Raw genomic sequence first — 15,660 nt, 5'->3', positions numbered from 1 at the left:
CCGGTTCGAAGGCGCTTCCCGATCGAGTCGTGCGGGCTCTCGTGGGGGCGATTCGGAATTCTGCGAATAGATATGTTCGAAGAATGGCGCGGCCGTGGCGTGGTCTCGGATGGCGCCGGTGAGGTTCGGAGCCGTGTCGTTACCGAAGGGTGTCCGGGCGGGCTGAATTTCGCGTCGTCGCCGAGGAATTCGCGCCTTGGTTTGGACGGCTGGAATATCTCTGATCTTGAAATCGGCACGGTCGTCGGCGATCGCGAGGATCGGCGGCCCGGTGGGTATGCCCTCGAATCGGATTGGCGCGCAATGGTCTCTGCTCGCGCATCGGCGGGCGGAGGGCTCCCCGCGGCTACCTGGCGGGGAGGTGCGGTTCGACGCCCGGTCGAGTGCCCTCGGGTTGCGTCACCGTTGTGTCACGGTGATCCGAGGGGCTGGGGGCTGTCGAGTCGCGGCGTCGTCCCCCTCGCAGACTCCGGGCGGCGGCGCGGATTCGATCGGGGAACTCGACATGAGCACCCGCCTCATGAATGAGCTTGCACTGTCGTGCATAATCATTTCATGGCTGATTCGGATGCCCCTCTGCGGATTGCTGTCGCCGGAGCGAGCGGATACGCGGGCGGCGAGGTCTTGCGCCTGCTGCTCGCCCACCCACGTTACCGATCCGGGCGCCTCGAGATCGGGGCGCTGACCGCGGGCTCCAACGCGGGTTCCCCGCTGATCGCCCACCAGCCGCATCTGCTGCCGCTGGCCGACCGGATCCTCGCGCCGACCACCGCGGCGGAACTGTCCGGTCACGACGTGGTCTTCCTCGGTCTGCCGCACGGCCAGTCCGCCGCCATCGCCGAACAACTGCCCGAATCCACCGTCGTCATCGATTGCGGTGCCGACTTCCGGCTGCGCGATGCGGCCGCCTGGACCAAGTACTACGGCACCGATCACGCGGGCACCTGGCCCTACGGCCTGCCCGAACTACCCGGCGGACGCGAGGCGCTGCGCGGGGCCACCCGGATCGCGGTGCCCGGCTGCTATCCAACTGTGTCGAGCCTGGCGCTGGCTCCCGCCGTCGCGGCGGGCATCGTCGAGCCGACGGTGAACGTCGTCGCGGTCAGCGGCACCTCGGGCGCGGGCCGCAAGCTCGATGTGGGCCTGCTCGGCTCGGAGGTGATGGGATCGGTGCGGGCCTACAACATCGCCGGCGCACATCGCCACACGCCGGAGATCGTGCAGAATCTGTCGCCGCTGGCCGACGGCCCGGTGAAGGTGTCGTTCACCCCGGTGCTGGCCCCCATGCCGCGCGGCATCCTCGCCACCTGCACCGCCCCCACCACCGTCGACGCCGCCCAGGCTCGCGCGGTCTACGAGAAGGCCTACGCCGACGAACCGTTCGTGCATCTGCTGCCCGAGGGCGTTCTCCCGCAGACCGGTGCGGTGCTCGGCTCCAACGCGATGACCCTCCAGGTCACCGTGGACGCCGACGCCGGACTGCTCGTGGTGATCGGCGCGATCGACAACCTGACCAAGGGCACCGCCGGTGGCGCGGTGCAATCGATGAATCTGGCCGTCGGCTTCGACGAGACCGAAGGACTTCCCACCGTAGGAGTGGCACCGTGACGACAACCGAGAGCGGCACCGGCAAGCTGGTGCGGACCCAGGGCGTGACCGCCCCGCTCGGCTTCCGGGCGGCGGGTATCGCCGCGGGCATCAAGGCCAGCGGCAAACCGGACCTGGCGCTGGTCTTCAACGAAGGCCCCGAATACGCGGCCGCGGGCGTGTTCACCAGTAACAAGGTCAAGGCCGCGCCCGTGCTGTGGTCGCAACAAGTGCTCACCGCCGAGCGGCTGCGCGCGGTGATCCTCAATTCCGGGGGCGCCAACGCCTGCACCGGCCCCGGCGGCTTCCAGGACACCCACCGCACCGCCGAGGAACTGGCGACGGCATTGAGCAACTGGGGCACCGAGACCGGCGCGGGCGAGATCGCGGTCTGCTCGACCGGCCTGATCGGCGACCGGCTGCCGATGGACAAGCTCATTCCGGCGGTCACCGAGATCGTGCACGAGATGGCGGGCGGGCTCTCCGGCGGCACCGAAGCCGCCCACGCCATCATGACCACCGACACCGTGCCCAAGGAAGCGGCCTTCCACCACCGCGACAAGTGGAACGTCGGCGGCATGGCCAAGGGCGCCGGCATGCTCGCCCCCTCGTTGGCGACCATGCTCGTCGTGCTCACCACCGACGCGGCGGTCACCGCCGATCAGCTCGACAGCGCGCTGCGCAAGGCGACCCGGCTCACCTTCGACCGGCTCGACGTGGACGGCTCCTGCTCCACCAACGACACCGTGCTGCTGATGGCCAACGGCGCCAGCGAGGTCACCCCCTCGCAGGAGGAACTCGACGCCGCCGTCCTCGCGGTCTGCGACGACCTCGCCGCCCAGCTCATGGCCGACGCCGAGGGCGTCACCAAGCGGGTGCGGGTCACCGTCACCGGCGCGGCGAGCGAGGACGAGGCCGTGATCGCCGCCCGTGCCATCGCCCGCGACAGCCTGGTCAAGTGCGCGCTGTTCGGCTCGGACCCGAACTGGGGCCGGGTGCTGGCGGCCGTCGGCATCGCACCGATCACCCTGGACCCGGACCGGATCTCGGTGTCGTTCAACGGCAATCCGGTCTGCGTGGACAGCGTCGGCGCGCCCGGCGCCCGCGAAGTCGACCTGTCCGGCGCGGAGATCGACGTCCGCGTCGAACTGAACGTCGGTGCGGGCACCGCCATGGTGCGCACCACCGACCTGTCGTATGCCTATGTCGAAGAGAACTCGGCGTACAGCTCATGACCGCCCTCGACCCACTGTCCACGCTGTCGGCCCTGGACAAGGCCCACGTGCTGGCCGACGCGCTGCCCTGGCTGCAGAAATTCCGCGACAAGATCGTCGTCGTCAAATACGGCGGCAACGCCATGGTCGACGAGGACCTCAAACGCGCCTTCGCCGCCGACATGGCGTTCCTGCGCACCGTCGGGGTGCACCCGGTGGTGGTGCACGGCGGCGGGCCGCAGATCAGCGCCATGCTGAAGAAGCTCGGTTTGCAGGGCGAGTTCCGCGGCGGATTCCGGGTCACCACGCCCGAGGTCATGGACGTGGTACGGATGGTGCTGTTCGGTCAGGTCGGGCGCGAACTCGTCGGCCTGATCAACGCCCACGGCCCCTACGCGGTCGGCATCTCCGGTGAGGACGCCCGGCTGTTCACCGCGACCAGGCGCACGGTCCTCGTCGAGGGCGAACCCACCGACATCGGGTTGGTCGGCGATGTCACCGAGGTGAACCCGGCCGCGGTGCTCGACCTCATCGACGCCGGCCGGATTCCGGTGGTGTCCACCATCGCCCCCGACGCCGACGGCGTGGTGCACAACATCAATGCCGACACCGCCGCCGCCGCGCTCGCCGAGGGCATCGGCGCGGAGAAGCTGGTCGTGCTCACCGACGTCGAGGGCCTCTACACGAACTGGCCGGATCGGTCCTCGCTGACCAGCAGTATCGAGGCCGCCGCGCTGGCGAACTTGCTGCCGAGCCTGGACGAGGGCATGGTGCCGAAGATGGAAGCCTGTTTGCGCGCGGTGCGCGGCGGGGTGCCGAGCGCGCATGTGATCGACGGTCGCGTCGCGCACTCGGTGTTGCTGGAACTGTTCACCGGAGAGGGGATCGGCACGATGGTGACGCCGGGAGGAGAGACGGAATGAACGCGACAGCACAGACCGGACAGCAGGACACCGAGCAGCTGCGGCAGCGCTGGTCCTCGGCGCTGATGAACAACTACGGCACCCCGAAGGTCGCGCTGGTGCGCGGCTCCGGCGCGGTGGTCTACGACGCCGACGGCAAGCGCTACCTCGATTTCCTCGGCGGCATCGCGGTCAACAGCCTCGGCCACGGCCACCCGGCCATCCTGGCCGCGGTCACCCAGCAGCTGGGCACCCTCGGCCACGTGTCGAACCTGTATGTCAGCGAGCCGGTCGTCGAACTCGCCGAACGGCTGCTCGCGCACTTCGGCGACGGGGAAGGCAAGGCGTTCTTCTGCAACTCCGGCACCGAGGCCAACGAAGCGGCGTTCAAGCTGTCCCGGCTCACCGGCCGGACCAAGATCGTCGCCTGCGAGGAGGCCTTCCACGGCCGCACCATGGGCGCGCTCGCGCTGACCGGCCAGCCCTCCAAGCGCGCGCCGTTCGAACCGATGCCCCCCGGCGTCGTGTACGTGCCCTACGGTGACGCCGCCGCACTGGCCGCCGCGGTCGACGACCACACCGCCGCGGTGTTCCTCGAACCGATCCTCGGCGAGTCCGGCGTGATCGTCCCGCCGCTGGACTACCTGGCCAAGGCCCGCGAGATCACCTCACGCCACGGTGCACTGCTGATCCTGGACGAGGTGCAGACCGGCATCGGCCGCACCGGCCCGTTCTACGCCCATCAGGCCGCGGGCATCGTCCCCGACGTGATCACCCTGGCCAAGGGCCTCGGCGGCGGCCTGCCCATCGGCGCGGTGCTGGCGACCGGCCGCGCCGCCGAGTTGTTCAACCCCGGCATGCACGGCACCACCTTCGGCGGCAACCCGGTCTGCGCCGCCGCCGCGCTCGCGGTGCTGCGCACCATCGACGAAGAGGGGCTGCTGGCCCACGTCGAATCGGTCGGCAAGCGGCTCAGCGACGGCATCGCCGTGCTCGAGCACCCGCTCGTCGACCACGTGCGCGGCGCGGGCCTGTTGATCGGTATCGCCTTGACCGACAACGTCTCCGCCGAGGTGGAGGCTCGCGCCCGGGAGGCGGGTTACCTGATCAACGCGCCCAAGCCGAATGTCCTGCGGCTGGCGCCGCCGCTGGTGCTCACCGAGACCCAGGCCGAGAATTTCGTCGCCGACCTGCCGGGGATCCTCGATGCGGCGGCCGCCGATGCGAAGGGAGCCCGGTGATGACCGGCGAACTGCGTCACTTCCTGCGCGACGACGACGTCTCGCCCGCGGAACAGGCCGAAATCCTCGACCTGGCACTGGAACTCGCGAAAGCGCCGTTCTCCCGGCGCCCGCTGGAAGGGCCGCGCGGGGTCGGGGTGATCTTCGAGAAGAATTCCACCCGCACCCGCTTCTCCTTCGAGATGGGCATCGCCCAGCTCGGCGGGCACGCGGTGGTCGTCGACGGGCGCGACACCCAGCTGGGCCGCGAGGAAACCCTCGCCGACACCGGCCGGGTGCTCTCGCGCTATGTCGAAGCCGTCGTCTGGCGCACCTTCGAACAGGACCGCCTCGACCAGATGGCCTCGGCGGCGACGGTTCCGGTGGTCAACGCGCTGTCCAACGAGTTCCACCCCTGTCAGGTGCTGGCCGACCTCATGACCCTGCGTCAGCGTCTGGGCTCGTTGTCCGGCCGCAAACTCGCCTACTTCGGCGACGGCGCGAACAATATGGCGCACTCGCTGCTGCTCGGCGGCGTCACCGCGGGACTCGACGTCACCATCGCCGCACCGGCCGGCTTCGAGCCGTTGCCGTGGGTGCTCGAGGCCGCCCGCAAGCGTGCCGTCGAGACCGGCGCGAGCATCACCGTCACCGGCGATCCCGTCACCGCCGCGACCGGGGCGCACGCGCTGGTCACCGATACCTGGACCTCGATGGGCCAGGAGAACGACGGCCTGGACCGGGTCGGCCCGTTCGTGCCCTTCCGCATCGACGCCGGCCTGCTCGCGCACGCCGAACCCGATGTGGTGGTGCTGCACTGCCTGCCCGCGCACCGCGGCGACGAGATCACCGACGAGGTCATCGACGGCCCGCACAGCGCGGTGTGGGACGAGGCGGAGAACCGCCTGCACGCCCAGAAGGCGCTGCTGGCGTGGCTGCTGGCCAAGCGAGAGCCGGCCGATCGAGAGCCGGCCGATCGAGAGTCACAATGAGCGTCTCCACCCCCGAGCGCGGCGGCGCCGGGCGATCGGCCGACGGTAAGACGCCGGCGATCGCCCGCACCCGCGCGGGCCGCCAGTCCCGCATCATCGAACTGCTCTCCGCCCACGCCGTGCGCAGCCAGACCGAACTGGCCGCGCTGCTCGCCGCCGAGGGCATCGAGGCCACCCAGGCCACCCTCTCCCGCGATCTCGACGAACTCGGCGCGGTGAAGCTGCGCGCGGCCGACGGCGGCGCGGGCGTCTACATCGTCCCCGAGGACGGCAGCCCCGTTCGCGGCGTCACCGGTGGTACCGATCGCCTTTCCAAACTTCTCGGCGACCTGCTGGTCTCCACCGACGCCAGCGGCAATATCGCCGTCCTGCGCACGCCGCCCGGCGCCGCCGGTTATCTCGCCTCCGCCCTGGACCGAGCCGCCTTGCCCTACATCGTCGGCACCATCGCCGGCGACGACACCATCGCCGTCATCGCCCGCGAACCGCTCACCGGCGCCGAACTGGCCGCGAAGATCGAGGCACTCGCCTGATCCCGTAGGGCGACCGCCGTCGCCCTACGCGTGGGCTTCCGGCTCCGGGGCACGCCGCCGATCGCGTGCTCGCACTTGCCGTCCGACGAATCCGGTCCGCTGGGATCGTCTCGCGGGCTGTCGGCGTCTGCACGTCTGCCCGGCGCCGTATCGGCGGAACCGGTTGGGGGATCGTCGCTGCTAGGGTGGGTTCTGTGCTGTCCGGTCGTGCGAGGACGCTGCTGCGTTCGTTGCTGTGGGTCACCTTGGCGGTGGCCGTGCTCGGCATGCACCACGCTCCCCTCACCGGTTCGACCGGGCATGAACACAGTGGCGGCACTCGGGCGATCGCCGCACAGGTGATCCCGGCCGGGATGGTGACAACTGTCGCGTCGCCTGCCGAGAACGGATCGCACGAGAGTTGCTGCGCGTCGGTGCCCCACGCGGCCCCGGCGTGGGAACGCGGGCACGACGAGATGCCCGGCGGTGGTCACGACGACGGACATACCGGCGTGATGCATCTGTGCCTGGCGATCATGGCCGCGGTGGCCGGGCTGGCACTCGTATTCTCGGCCGTGGCATGGCCGTCGTCGGCCGGTGGGCGTCTGGTGAGCCCGATCCGGTGTCGGGACGGGTTCGGTCGCGCTCCGCCGATGCCGACTTCGCGGCGCCTGGCTGTTCTGTGTGTGTTACGGCAGTGATCGACGACCGCCGGATCCGGTGCTTGTTTCGCCCGGATCGCGGTGTGTCCGAACACTTTCCGAAATCCCCGAACACTTCAGGAGTGACTCATGTCCGGCAAGACCCTTCCCTCAGCCGTGCTGGCGGCGCTGGCCGCGGCTGCTGTACTGACCGGCTGTGGCGACGACGACTCGGCCGATAGCTCGGACACCGGCGCTGCCACCGTCGGTGTCTCGGCCACGGCGGCACCGACGACCAGCGGCACGAACGCACCGGCCGATGTGCACAACGACGCCGATGTCACCTTCGCGCAGGAGATGATCCCGCACCATCGTCAGGCCGTGATGATGGCCGAGATGGCGATCTCGCGTTCGACCGATCCGCAACTCCAGGACCTGGCGAAGCGGATCCAGGCCGCCCAGGAACCGGAGATCGCGACGATGACCGGGTGGTTGCAGGCGTGGGGCGCGCCCGTCACCGGTGGCGGGCACGGTGGCGGCCCGCACGGCGGTGGCTCGCCGATGATGTCCTCGCCGATGATGCCGGGGATGATGAGCGACGAGCACATGTCGCGCATGGGGGCCGCCACCGGGGCCGAGTTCGACCAGATGTGGCTGAACGGGATGATCGCCCACCACGAGGGTGCGATCGAGATGTCGCGCACCGAACTCGCCGAAGGCGCCGATCCGGACGCCAAGGCGCTGGCCCAGCAGATCATCGATTCCCAGCAGGCCGAGATCGACGAGATGCGGAACATGCTGAAGGGCTGATCCCGCATGTTCCCGCAGGCCCCGCGCCCGCTCCGGGCGTGGGGCCTGCGCCGAGTCGCGTCCGGGCGGCCGACTCGTTTCCGGTCTCACGGGCAACTGCACGTACATTTTCCTGGCCGTCACATCCGTGACCGAGATCGCAACACGCGCCGCCTACCGTGGGGCCATGCCGCCACGCCGACGATCCGCGTTGCTCGCCCTGTTGGTGGCCGACGAACCCGGAAGACCCCAGATCATCCTGGGAGAACTGCGCCGGGTGATTCTGGACGGGGCGGTGCCACCGAGCACCGCCATTCCGCTGCGCGAAGTCGCGGAACTGTTCGGCGTCGGCCACACACCGGTCCGGGCGGCGCTCGACACGCTCATGGGGGAGGGGTTGGTCACCCACCAGCCGCGCTCCGGATACCTCGTCGCCCAGCTCAGCGCCGCCGAGTTGAGCGAAATGTACACCGTGCGAGAGACATTGGAAACCGCGTCGCTGGCCGCCGCCGCGCGGCATGCCACCGAGGCCGACATCGAGGCCGTGCTCACCGTGCACGCCGATCTGGAAGCCGCCATCCGCGACGACGACCTCCTCGCCTACCATCGCTGCTCCCGTCGCTTCCATGTCGCGCTGACCCGGCCGTCGCGCATGTTCCGATTGCTGCGGATGCTCGAAACCGCCTTACACGCCACCGAACCCGTGCGGACCGTGGTACACGCCGATCGCTCGGGCTGGCTTGCCCTGCACAACGACCACGCGCACATGCTCGACGCCTTTCTGGCCCGCGACGTGGACCGCCTGCTCACGACGGCCGGAACCCACCATCGCAGGCTGGAGAGCGTCGGCGCGACTCTCGCGGAAACCCGGTCGGGTGGTGACTCTCTCGGTTCCGTGCGGACTCCGCGCCGCATGCCCTCGGCGCCGTCTCCGACGGCGTTCTTGCGAACCACCCGGCCGAAGCAGCGGGTGACCGACACGCAGCCACGGTAGTCCCCGCGATCGCCGCGCGGCCCGAGCGCCGTTGGCGATGCGTCCGTTGTGTCGAGCCGACCAGACCTGCCGAGGCGGATTCCGTGCAGGTAGAAGCGGATCTGCTAATGTAGGTACGTACCTACATTCTTGGAGGTCGCATGACCACGATGAGTGCCAGAGAGTTCAACCGTGACGTCAGTGCCGCGAAGCGCGCTGCGGCCGAGGGCCCGGTGGTGATCACCGATCGCGGCGAGGGAGCCTTCGTACTGCTGTCGATCGAGGAGTATCGAAGACTACGCGCGGATAGCCAGGACATCGTGGAGCGTCTGAGCATGGACGACGACATCGAGTTCGATCCGTCGCCGTTGTCCGTCGAACTGAGGGTGCCCGAGCTGTGACCTTCGTACTGGATACGAACGTGGTCAGCGAACTGCGGAAGTCGGATCGGGTGGCGAATGCCTCGGTCCGCGCGTGGGCGCGCGCCCGCAGGCCGTCAGAGCTGTATCTGAGCGCCGTGACCGTGACGGAGCTCGAGGTCGGAATCGGCCGGGTCGAACGACGCGACGGGACGCAAGGCAAACGCTTGCGCATGTGGCTGGAAGATGACCTGCTCGACGTATTCGCGGGCCGCATATTGCCATTCGACCTGGCCACTGCGCGACGTGCCGCGCAACTGCACGTTCCTGACCCGCGGCCAGAGCGCGACGCCATGATCGCCGCGACGGCTGCCGAGCACGGCATGACGGTGGTGACCCGGAATGTGAAGGACTTCGCGACTATGGGTGTGCCGCTGATCGACCCGTGGACCGACTGACCGATCTCGGCTTCGCCTCGGTGTCCTCGAGCGGGTTCACCACCCGTCATAGCGCCTTTCGGGTAGTAGGGTCCCCAGCGGCCCCAGGTCGATGTTCAGGTCCTCCGGTTCGAGGCCGAAGTGCTCGCGCAACTCGGCCATGCGCTGTTCGAGCAGCATCAGGGTGGTGCCGATCCGCTCGATCTGGTCGTCGGTCAGGTCGCCGTCGTCGACCCGGCGCACCGCCTGCCGTTCCATCAGCTGGCGCAGCAGCTCCACCAGGGTCAGCACCAGCGTGACGAGCCCGCGTTCGACGGACTCGGGATCCGCGTCGATTCTCGGTGGCACACCGCTGGATTCAGCCATCGCCGGACGGCTCCAGCTCCGGCGTTCGACCGCCGGTCGGGTCGAGGGCAGCGGGTTTCGGCGGCGTCGCGGTCAGGGCGCTGATCGAGGAGATCAGCGCGCGCAGCGAGATCTGCACCATGTCGACGTCGGCGATGGAGAGTTTGATGTCGCCGGAGATGACGACGCCGCCGGCGAGTACCCGATCCAGCAGATCGACCAGCGCGACACGGCGTTCCCCGTCGGCGGCTCTCATGCCGGATCCTTGCCCACGCCGACGAACGAGTACGGCGGCCACGGTCCCGTGAGCTCGAGCCGGATGCCGGGAAAGCGCTCACCGAGCGCGGCGACGGCGGTCGCGAAGGACTCGCTGCGATCATCGTCCACCAGATAGCTGCCGTTGAGCACCATCCACTCTTTGGTACGGCTCAGGGCCGGATCGGTCGCCGGTTGCCGTTTGCCCGCCGCGGCCTCCCGGACCAGCGCCTGGTGAATCTGCTCGACACGCTCGGCTGTCTCCTGCTCGACGGTGTCCTGCGCGGTCAGCTGTGCACGCCGGCGGCGCAGATACGCCGTGCCGGACCCGCCGCCCGCACCATCGGCGGCGCCCGCCGCCGCCACCGCCGCGGTCAACGCCTCCCGGTCGCCGTAACCCTTGACCCCCCACTCCGTGCGGCCTTCCACCAGCACGAGCGCCGACTCGAAATCCGCTCGCCGCCCCTCGAGCAGGGCACGCACACGGTCGTCGTCGAGGAACACGGTCGCCAGCCGCATCGGCACGGTCGGCGCGCGCCGCGCCAGCGCCGACACCACCGCGTCGTGTGTGCGCGCCACGCCGTCCAGCCAGTCCAGGTCTTCCAGATTCGAGCGCAACGGCTGCTCCCCGAAGACCGCCAGCGGCACCGATCCGACTACCGCGGTCAGGTCATCGGCGCGGATCCGGCGCAGTGGTTCGCCGGCGACGCCGGTCATCGCGCCGAGGTCGTCGGAGTCCGACGTGGCATCGGTCACGGCATAGAGCCATACCCCTTCGCCGTCGATCACCGTCGCTCGTCTTCCACTTCGGCGGGGACTTCGGTGCGCGCCTCCACCCGGCGCGCGCCCTCCAGCTGGGCGATCCGCTCACGCAGTTCCCGGTTCTCCAGTTCGAGATCGCGATCGCGGCGCTCGTTCGTGTGCGCCTTGCTGTTCAACCACGGATCGGTCTCCCACCAGTCGATGCCCACCGCTTTCGCGGTCTCCAGCGAGGCGACGACCAAGCGCAGTTTGATCGTCAGGAGCTCGATGTCGAGCAGGTTCACCTGGATGTCGCCGGCGATCACCAGCCCCTTGTCCAGCACCCGTTCGAGGATGTCGCCGAGGTTCGTCGACTGGTGGCCGCCTCCGTAGGGCTGCGGGGCGGACGACGAGCCTCCGACCACCGTCATGACCGACCACTCCCGCCGATGTCGGCGCTGCCTCGGCTGTAGCGGCGGGTCCGGTGGTAGGCGAGCAGGTTGCCGTCCATGTCGATCTCCACCTCGTAGAGGGCGAGCATGTCAGAGGACGAGGGGATGCGGCGGTCCTCGAGCACCTCGATCTCCACCGTCCAGCCGTCCTCGGTCGGCGCCATGGAGGTGGTGCCCTCCGGTTCTTTGGCGATCAGCGCGCGCAGTTGCTCGGTCGCCGCGGCGGCGGCCTCGACCGGGGTGGCCGCGGCCCGGCCGGCGAACTGGTCGGCAGGCTCGGGATCGTCGTCTGCGGGCTCGCGGGTCACCTCGATCACTCCTCTCCGGCAGGCGGGGCGGCCGAATCGCTCGGCCGCATCAACCGATCGAGGACCTGTTGCTGCGCGTGTCGCCGCTCCTCGTCGGACAATTCGCCCGCGGCCGCCGCCTCGTCGATCGCCTCGATCTCATGCCGCACCTTCGCCGGATCGTGCTGTTCCTGCTCGACGCGTTCCTGAATGACCTCGGCCAGCCACACCACACCGCGCACCGGCGCGAGCGGAAGCAGCAACAGCGACGACACCAGCCCCATGGTTCAGCCCTCCGGTTGCGGTGCGACAACGAAGTCGTAAGCCGCCATCGGACCGAGCAGGCTCAGCTCCACGCGGCCGTCCCACTCCTGCGCCAGCTCCGTCAGCGTCTGCTCGAGATCACCCTGGCGCGCCAGTTCGATCAGGACGGCGATGTGCACCGCGTCCTCCTCATGGGTCGGCTGCCGGCGGTTGACCATCGGGTCGAGATCGTCGAGTTCACCGATCACCCGCTCGGTGTCCGCCGCGCGCCGCTGCTCGATCGCCTTGCCGATCATCTCGCCGAGGGCGATGCGTTCGTTGCGCGTCGCGTCCTCGGACTTGTCGCGAATCGCCTCACGCAGCCGCTCCGCCTCGGCGTTGCCCGCGATCAGTTCGCGCAGAATCGCCTTCTCGACGTAGCGTCCTTTGATCACGAACTGCGCGCGACCCTCCAGTTCGGTCATCGCGGCACGCAGCGAGTCCTCGTTGTCCGCGAGCAGTTCCTTCTCCACCGCGTCGGCATCGGTCATGACCGCGCCGAACCGTAATGGCAGCACCGGCGCGACGGCGGCCGAACCGTCCAGCAGGCGCGCGTGCGCGGTCAGATCGTCCGGGGTGCCCAGCGGCCGACCGACCGGAATCTCGCTGACCAGCGCGGCGATGTCACCGTGGCGCACCACGCTCACCTCGCTCGGTGGATCGCCCACGCCGGACGCGGAATCCTCCGGCTCCACATCGCCGGGCACGATGCCGTACACATACACCGCGGTCTCCCCGGACATCAGCGCCCCCTGTCCCGCGGCTGGCGTGATCGTTGGCGTTTGTCCTCGACCTCGTCGAGCAGGTCCATGACCTTCTCGCCCGCGGCTTCGATGGCGCCCTTGGTCTTGTGCTTGGCGCCGCCCGACGCGACGTCGCCGACCAGATCGGGCAGCCCCTTCGCGTCGCTCTCGGAGATGTCGAGCCGATTCACCGCCTCCGCGAAACGCAGATAGGTGTCGACACTGGCCACCACGACTCTCGCGTCGATGGTGACCAACTCGATCCCGACCAGCGACACCCGGGCGAACGCATCGATGACCAGTCCCTTGTCGAGAATCGTGTCGACCACGTCGGCCAGGCTCGACGAGTTCGGGCGGGCCATGGTGCCCGCGCCCCCGCCACCACCCGCGGGTTCGATCGTCATGGTCGTCCGCCTTCCCGGTCGGCGCCTCGGCGTTCGGCCGCGCTCCGCCGCCGGACCGGCCTGCGGGACGTCGCGGATCGTTGCGCGCCGTCGGTGTTCTCGTCGTCGGCGGCCTTGGGCTTGCGAGACGTCCGCCTGGGCGCGGTCTTGGTGTCGGCCGGCTCCTCCTCGGCAGTGTCTTCGTCAGCCGCTGCCTCGTCGGGCGCCTCCTCTTCGGCCGCTTCCTCGTCCGGCGACTCCTCGTCGACGGCGTTCTCGGAGACCACCTTCTTGTCGCGGATCTCCCCGTGCCAGCCCTCGATGTCGTCGGGATGCAGGACCGCCTCGGTCATGACATGGCGCTGGAAATGCTTGAGCTCCAACCGTGTTCGCCTGCCCACGGCCCGCCACAGGTTCGCGGTCTTCTCGAACAGTCCGCCCGGGTGGTACTCGAGGACCATGATGATGCGGGTCAGGTCCGGAGCGAGCTCGTGGAAGGTCACCGCCCCGTCGATGTAGCCCTTGTCCCCTTTGGAGCGCCAGACGATCCGATCGAACGGGACCTGCTCGGTGATGGTCGAATCCCAGCTCCGCCGCGACCAGAACACCTTGCCGGTCCAGGTCAGCTTCTCGTCGGACACCTGCTCGACCTGCTCGACCTTCTTCATGAACTTCGGGAAGTCCGCGAACTGCGTCCACTGGTCGTAGGCCAGTTGAATCGGGACGCCGACGTCGATCTGCTCCACGATATTTGTCAGCTTCAGTTTCTTACCGCCGCCGCCTTTGCCCTTGCCGCCGAGCAGCGAGTCCTTCGCGTCGTGCAGCTTGTCCTGGACGGTGTGGCCTAGGTGGGACATGCCCGCGCTCATCGCCGCCTTCATCGGTGACGCGCCACCGGCGAGCTTCTCCACGCCGGTCATCGCCGACAGCAGATTGCCGCTGCCGCCGCCCTCGGCGTAGTCGTGCAACCGGTCGGCGGTCCCCGTGACCTTGTTGGTGACACCGCTGAGCGCTCGTTCGGCCACCGTGCCCGCGAGAGTCTGCAACGACTTCTGCAACTGCCCGGACGGCGTGAGCTCCTGCACCTTCCCCGCCGTCGATGACGCGGCGCGGCCCGCTTGTCCGACGGTGGACGACGCCGAGCGACGCGCTTGCCCAGTGGTGGACGAGGCGGCCCGGCGTGCCTTGCCACCGGTCGAGGACGCCGCTCGACCGGCCTGGCCTGTGGCCGTGGAGGCGGCCCGACGCGCGGCGGCGGCGGGCTTACGGGCGGTGTCCGCACCGGGCAGATCACCGATCGATCTCTTCGCCATCGTCCTCACCTTCCTGTCCGGCGAACGGGTGCGCGGTCGGCGGTATCGGCGTCGGCTCGCACGCGCCGGGTCCGGGTCGACCCGGACCTGCCGCCGGAACCAGCGCTCTCGCTCTTGCGCGGCCTGCTCGCGCGCGTCCGTGACGGCGTGGCGGATCTGGTCCGGGCACGAGGGCGGGGTTGCTCCTCTTCGGGGAAGTCCTCGTCCTCGGAGTCCTCGTACTCGGAGTCCTCTTCCGTGGATTTGTCGTCTTCGAGTTCCGCCTCGTCGTCTTCGTCGGTGTAGTCCTCGTCGTTCTCCTCGTCCGTTACCTCGTCCTCGTCCTCGGGGGTTTCGTCGTCCGAGGACTCGTCGTCGGCGTAGTCGTCCTCGTCCTCGAGGTCGCTGTCGGACCGGTCCTCGTCCTCGTCCTGGTCGAGGTCGTCCGCGTACTCGTCCTCAGCAGGCGACTCGTCCTGTGAGTCGGCAGGCTTGCGCAGCCGCGCGTTGAGCGCGTCGACCCGGTTCGCCGCCGCGTTGACTGCCGCGGCCCGCACGGCGCCGCCCAGCTCGCCCCGGACCGTCTCGGTGATCTTCAGCAGTTCCGGCGACGAGTCCAACAGGGACGTCCCGCGTTTCAGCAACTCCTGTGCACCGGACTGTCTGCTCAGTCCCGCGCCGGCCAGTGCCAGCGCAAATCGCATCTTGCGCGTGCGGCCGAGGACATAGCCCACGCCCACACCGATCGCCAATCTCGCGCCACCCTTCATCACCACTCCTTGCCTGCCGTCGACGGCGATGCACCGTGTTGAGCGCACGGGCCGGCAGCGTTTCGATGTGCCTCTCCTGTGGGTTAGACCACATTCTCGTCGGCAAACCGGCTGGGTGGTCGGAATTTCTCCATCTCACGCCTCGCCGATTCGCCACAGCCGCCATTCGCGGCTCTCGGCGGCGATCGGTCGGCAAACGCCTGCGGTCGCGCCTGACGTGCCGGTGGGCGTAGGCCTGCCGCTGCCGCTGTCGATCGGCACGCTCAGCGTTTCCGGCCACGCGAGGCGACATCGGCGTGGCAGAGTGCGCAGAGCGAGCCGGTGCGAGTTACGGCTGCCTGCCATGAACGACGCGGTGCCGAGAAGCGGCGATCCGAAGCCGAGCGGTCGGCGCCGCCGTCCTACGGGAAGGATGCGGTGGATGGCTTCACTCGACCGGCGCGCGGACGACCATGCCGAGGTC

General features: G+C 69.3%; 21 protein-coding genes. 11 read left to right on the top strand and 10 right to left on the bottom strand.

Annotation, left to right across the window (positions count from 1 at the left end; genetic code table 11):
• The first annotated feature begins 555 nt into the window (after window positions 1–555).
• The 11 genes from argC (at window position 556) to NS3_RS24330 (ending at window position 9,647) form a co-directional block, all read left to right on the top strand.
• Entirely contained in the window at window positions 556–1,608 is a 1,053-nt protein-coding gene (argC, locus tag NS3_RS24380; RefSeq protein WP_067864105.1) for an N-acetyl-gamma-glutamyl-phosphate reductase, read from the top strand.
• Window positions 1,605–2,822, top strand: coding sequence for a bifunctional glutamate N-acetyltransferase/amino-acid acetyltransferase ArgJ (gene argJ, locus NS3_RS24375; RefSeq protein ID WP_067864095.1), 1,218 nt, complete (start codon window positions 1,605–1,607; stop codon window positions 2,820–2,822). Before argC ends, argJ begins: the two co-directional genes overlap by 4 nt.
• The gene (gene argB / locus NS3_RS24370; RefSeq protein WP_067864092.1) at window positions 2,819–3,724 is read left to right on the top strand and encodes an acetylglutamate kinase; all 906 of its coding nucleotides are present in this window, start codon (window positions 2,819–2,821) and stop codon (window positions 3,722–3,724) included. Before argJ ends, argB begins: the two co-directional genes overlap by 4 nt.
• A complete protein-coding gene (locus NS3_RS24365; protein WP_067864089.1) occupies window positions 3,721–4,944 on the top strand; it encodes an acetylornithine transaminase in 1,224 nt (407 codons plus the stop codon). The genes argB and NS3_RS24365 overlap by 4 nt, the downstream gene beginning before the upstream one ends.
• Window positions 4,944–5,915: an ornithine carbamoyltransferase gene (gene argF / locus NS3_RS24360; RefSeq protein ID WP_067864086.1), complete on the top strand. Its 972-nt coding sequence runs from the start codon at window positions 4,944–4,946 to the stop codon at window positions 5,913–5,915. Before NS3_RS24365 ends, argF begins: the two co-directional genes overlap by 1 nt.
• Entirely contained in the window at window positions 5,912–6,448 is a 537-nt protein-coding gene (locus tag NS3_RS24355) for an arginine repressor (RefSeq protein WP_067864083.1), read from the top strand. The genes argF and NS3_RS24355 overlap by 4 nt, the downstream gene beginning before the upstream one ends.
• Window positions 6,449–6,642: 194 nt before the next feature.
• Window positions 6,643–7,128: a hypothetical protein gene (locus tag NS3_RS24350; RefSeq protein WP_067864080.1), complete on the top strand. Its 486-nt coding sequence runs from the start codon at window positions 6,643–6,645 to the stop codon at window positions 7,126–7,128.
• Window positions 7,129–7,218: 90 nt separating this feature from the next.
• A complete protein-coding gene (locus tag NS3_RS24345) occupies window positions 7,219–7,878 on the top strand; it encodes a DUF305 domain-containing protein (RefSeq protein ID WP_067864077.1) in 660 nt (219 codons plus the stop codon).
• A 166-nt stretch (window positions 7,879–8,044) separates the two neighbouring features.
• Complete coding sequence (locus NS3_RS24340; protein ID WP_084495885.1) at window positions 8,045–8,851, top strand: GntR family transcriptional regulator; 807 nt, start codon at window positions 8,045–8,047, stop codon at window positions 8,849–8,851.
• 140 nt (window positions 8,852–8,991) lie between these two features.
• Window positions 8,992–9,231: a type II toxin-antitoxin system prevent-host-death family antitoxin gene (locus tag NS3_RS24335; RefSeq protein ID WP_067864074.1), complete on the top strand. Its 240-nt coding sequence runs from the start codon at window positions 8,992–8,994 to the stop codon at window positions 9,229–9,231.
• Window positions 9,228–9,647 (top strand): type II toxin-antitoxin system VapC family toxin, encoded by a 420-nt coding sequence (locus NS3_RS24330; RefSeq protein WP_067864071.1) that lies wholly within the window; start codon window positions 9,228–9,230, stop codon window positions 9,645–9,647. The genes NS3_RS24335 and NS3_RS24330 overlap by 4 nt, the downstream gene beginning before the upstream one ends.
• 36 nt (window positions 9,648–9,683) lie before the next feature.
• On the opposite strand, the gene NS3_RS24325 is transcribed toward NS3_RS24330, so the two are convergent.
• Genes NS3_RS24325 through NS3_RS24280 form a run of 10 tightly spaced genes read right to left on the bottom strand, consistent with a single transcriptional unit; the run spans window position 9,684 to window position 15,245 of the window.
• The gene (locus tag NS3_RS24325; protein WP_067864068.1) at window positions 9,684–9,992 is read right to left on the bottom strand and encodes a gas vesicle protein K; all 309 of its coding nucleotides are present in this window, start codon (window positions 9,990–9,992) and stop codon (window positions 9,684–9,686) included.
• Window positions 9,985–10,227: a gas vesicle protein gene (locus NS3_RS24320; RefSeq protein WP_067864065.1), complete on the bottom strand. Its 243-nt coding sequence runs from the start codon at window positions 10,225–10,227 to the stop codon at window positions 9,985–9,987. Before NS3_RS24320 ends, NS3_RS24325 begins: the two co-directional genes overlap by 8 nt.
• Window positions 10,224–11,015, bottom strand: a complete 792-nt coding sequence (locus NS3_RS24315; RefSeq protein WP_067864062.1) for a GvpL/GvpF family gas vesicle protein — start codon at window positions 11,013–11,015, stop codon at window positions 10,224–10,226. The genes NS3_RS24320 and NS3_RS24315 overlap by 4 nt, the downstream gene beginning before the upstream one ends.
• Entirely contained in the window at window positions 11,012–11,398 is a 387-nt protein-coding gene (gvpJ, locus tag NS3_RS24310; protein ID WP_067864059.1) for a gas vesicle protein GvpJ, read from the bottom strand. Before gvpJ (NS3_RS24310) ends, NS3_RS24315 begins: the two co-directional genes overlap by 4 nt.
• A complete protein-coding gene (gene gvpO, locus NS3_RS24305; RefSeq protein WP_373865339.1) occupies window positions 11,395–11,736 on the bottom strand; it encodes a gas vesicle protein GvpO in 342 nt (113 codons plus the stop codon). The genes gvpJ (NS3_RS24310) and gvpO overlap by 4 nt, the downstream gene beginning before the upstream one ends.
• Window positions 11,733–11,990 (bottom strand): gas vesicle protein GvpG, encoded by a 258-nt coding sequence (locus NS3_RS24300; protein WP_067864056.1) that lies wholly within the window; start codon window positions 11,988–11,990, stop codon window positions 11,733–11,735. The genes gvpO and NS3_RS24300 overlap by 4 nt, the downstream gene beginning before the upstream one ends.
• A 3-nt stretch (window positions 11,991–11,993) precedes the next feature.
• Window positions 11,994–12,752 (bottom strand): GvpL/GvpF family gas vesicle protein, encoded by a 759-nt coding sequence (locus NS3_RS24295; protein WP_067864053.1) that lies wholly within the window; start codon window positions 12,750–12,752, stop codon window positions 11,994–11,996.
• The gene (gene gvpJ, locus NS3_RS24290) at window positions 12,752–13,156 is read right to left on the bottom strand and encodes a gas vesicle protein GvpJ (protein WP_174550516.1); all 405 of its coding nucleotides are present in this window, start codon (window positions 13,154–13,156) and stop codon (window positions 12,752–12,754) included. The genes NS3_RS24295 and gvpJ (NS3_RS24290) overlap by 1 nt, the downstream gene beginning before the upstream one ends.
• Window positions 13,153–14,448 (bottom strand): SRPBCC family protein, encoded by a 1,296-nt coding sequence (locus NS3_RS24285; RefSeq protein WP_084495884.1) that lies wholly within the window; start codon window positions 14,446–14,448, stop codon window positions 13,153–13,155. The genes gvpJ (NS3_RS24290) and NS3_RS24285 overlap by 4 nt, the downstream gene beginning before the upstream one ends.
• 5 nt (window positions 14,449–14,453) lie before the next feature.
• Entirely contained in the window at window positions 14,454–15,245 is a 792-nt protein-coding gene (locus NS3_RS24280) for a hypothetical protein (protein ID WP_245649786.1), read from the bottom strand.
• Window positions 15,246–15,660 lie beyond the last annotated feature (415 nt).

Source organism: Nocardia shimofusensis NBRC 100134 (genome assembly GCF_001613125.1).
Classification (GTDB): Bacteria; Actinomycetota; Actinomycetes; order Mycobacteriales; family Mycobacteriaceae; genus Nocardia; species Nocardia shimofusensis.
This window is presented reverse-complemented; position numbering and strand designations above follow the sequence as displayed.

What these genes read in the sequence shown, in the direction of transcription:
- argC (WP_067864105.1), top strand. Translation starts at nt 556, where the DNA reads ATGGCTGATTCGGATGCCCCTCTGCGGATTGCTGTCGCCGGAGCGAGC.
- argB (WP_067864092.1), top strand. Translation starts at nt 2,819, where the DNA reads ATGACCGCCCTCGACCCACTGTCCACGCTGTCGGCCCTGGACAAGGCC.
- NS3_RS24365 (WP_067864089.1), top strand. Translation starts at nt 3,721, where the DNA reads ATGAACGCGACAGCACAGACCGGACAGCAGGACACCGAGCAGCTGCGG.
- argF (WP_067864086.1), top strand. Translation starts at nt 4,944, where the DNA reads ATGACCGGCGAACTGCGTCACTTCCTGCGCGACGACGACGTCTCGCCC.
- NS3_RS24355 (WP_067864083.1), top strand. Translation starts at nt 5,912, where the DNA reads ATGAGCGTCTCCACCCCCGAGCGCGGCGGCGCCGGGCGATCGGCCGAC.
- NS3_RS24345 (WP_067864077.1), top strand. Translation starts at nt 7,219, where the DNA reads ATGTCCGGCAAGACCCTTCCCTCAGCCGTGCTGGCGGCGCTGGCCGCG.
- NS3_RS24340 (WP_084495885.1), top strand. Translation starts at nt 8,045, where the DNA reads ATGCCGCCACGCCGACGATCCGCGTTGCTCGCCCTGTTGGTGGCCGAC.
- NS3_RS24335 (WP_067864074.1), top strand. Translation starts at nt 8,992, where the DNA reads ATGACCACGATGAGTGCCAGAGAGTTCAACCGTGACGTCAGTGCCGCG.
- NS3_RS24325 (WP_067864068.1), bottom strand. Translation starts at nt 9,992, where the DNA reads ATGGCTGAATCCAGCGGTGTGCCACCGAGAATCGACGCGGATCCCGAG.
- NS3_RS24320 (WP_067864065.1), bottom strand. Translation starts at nt 10,227, where the DNA reads ATGAGAGCCGCCGACGGGGAACGCCGTGTCGCGCTGGTCGATCTGCTG.
- gvpJ (WP_067864059.1), bottom strand. Translation starts at nt 11,398, where the DNA reads ATGACGGTGGTCGGAGGCTCGTCGTCCGCCCCGCAGCCCTACGGAGGC.
- NS3_RS24300 (WP_067864056.1), bottom strand. Translation starts at nt 11,990, where the DNA reads ATGGGGCTGGTGTCGTCGCTGTTGCTGCTTCCGCTCGCGCCGGTGCGC.
- NS3_RS24295 (WP_067864053.1), bottom strand. Translation starts at nt 12,752, where the DNA reads ATGTCCGGGGAGACCGCGGTGTATGTGTACGGCATCGTGCCCGGCGAT.
- gvpJ (WP_174550516.1), bottom strand. Translation starts at nt 13,156, where the DNA reads ATGACGATCGAACCCGCGGGTGGTGGCGGGGGCGCGGGCACCATGGCC.
- NS3_RS24285 (WP_084495884.1), bottom strand. Translation starts at nt 14,448, where the DNA reads ATGGCGAAGAGATCGATCGGTGATCTGCCCGGTGCGGACACCGCCCGT.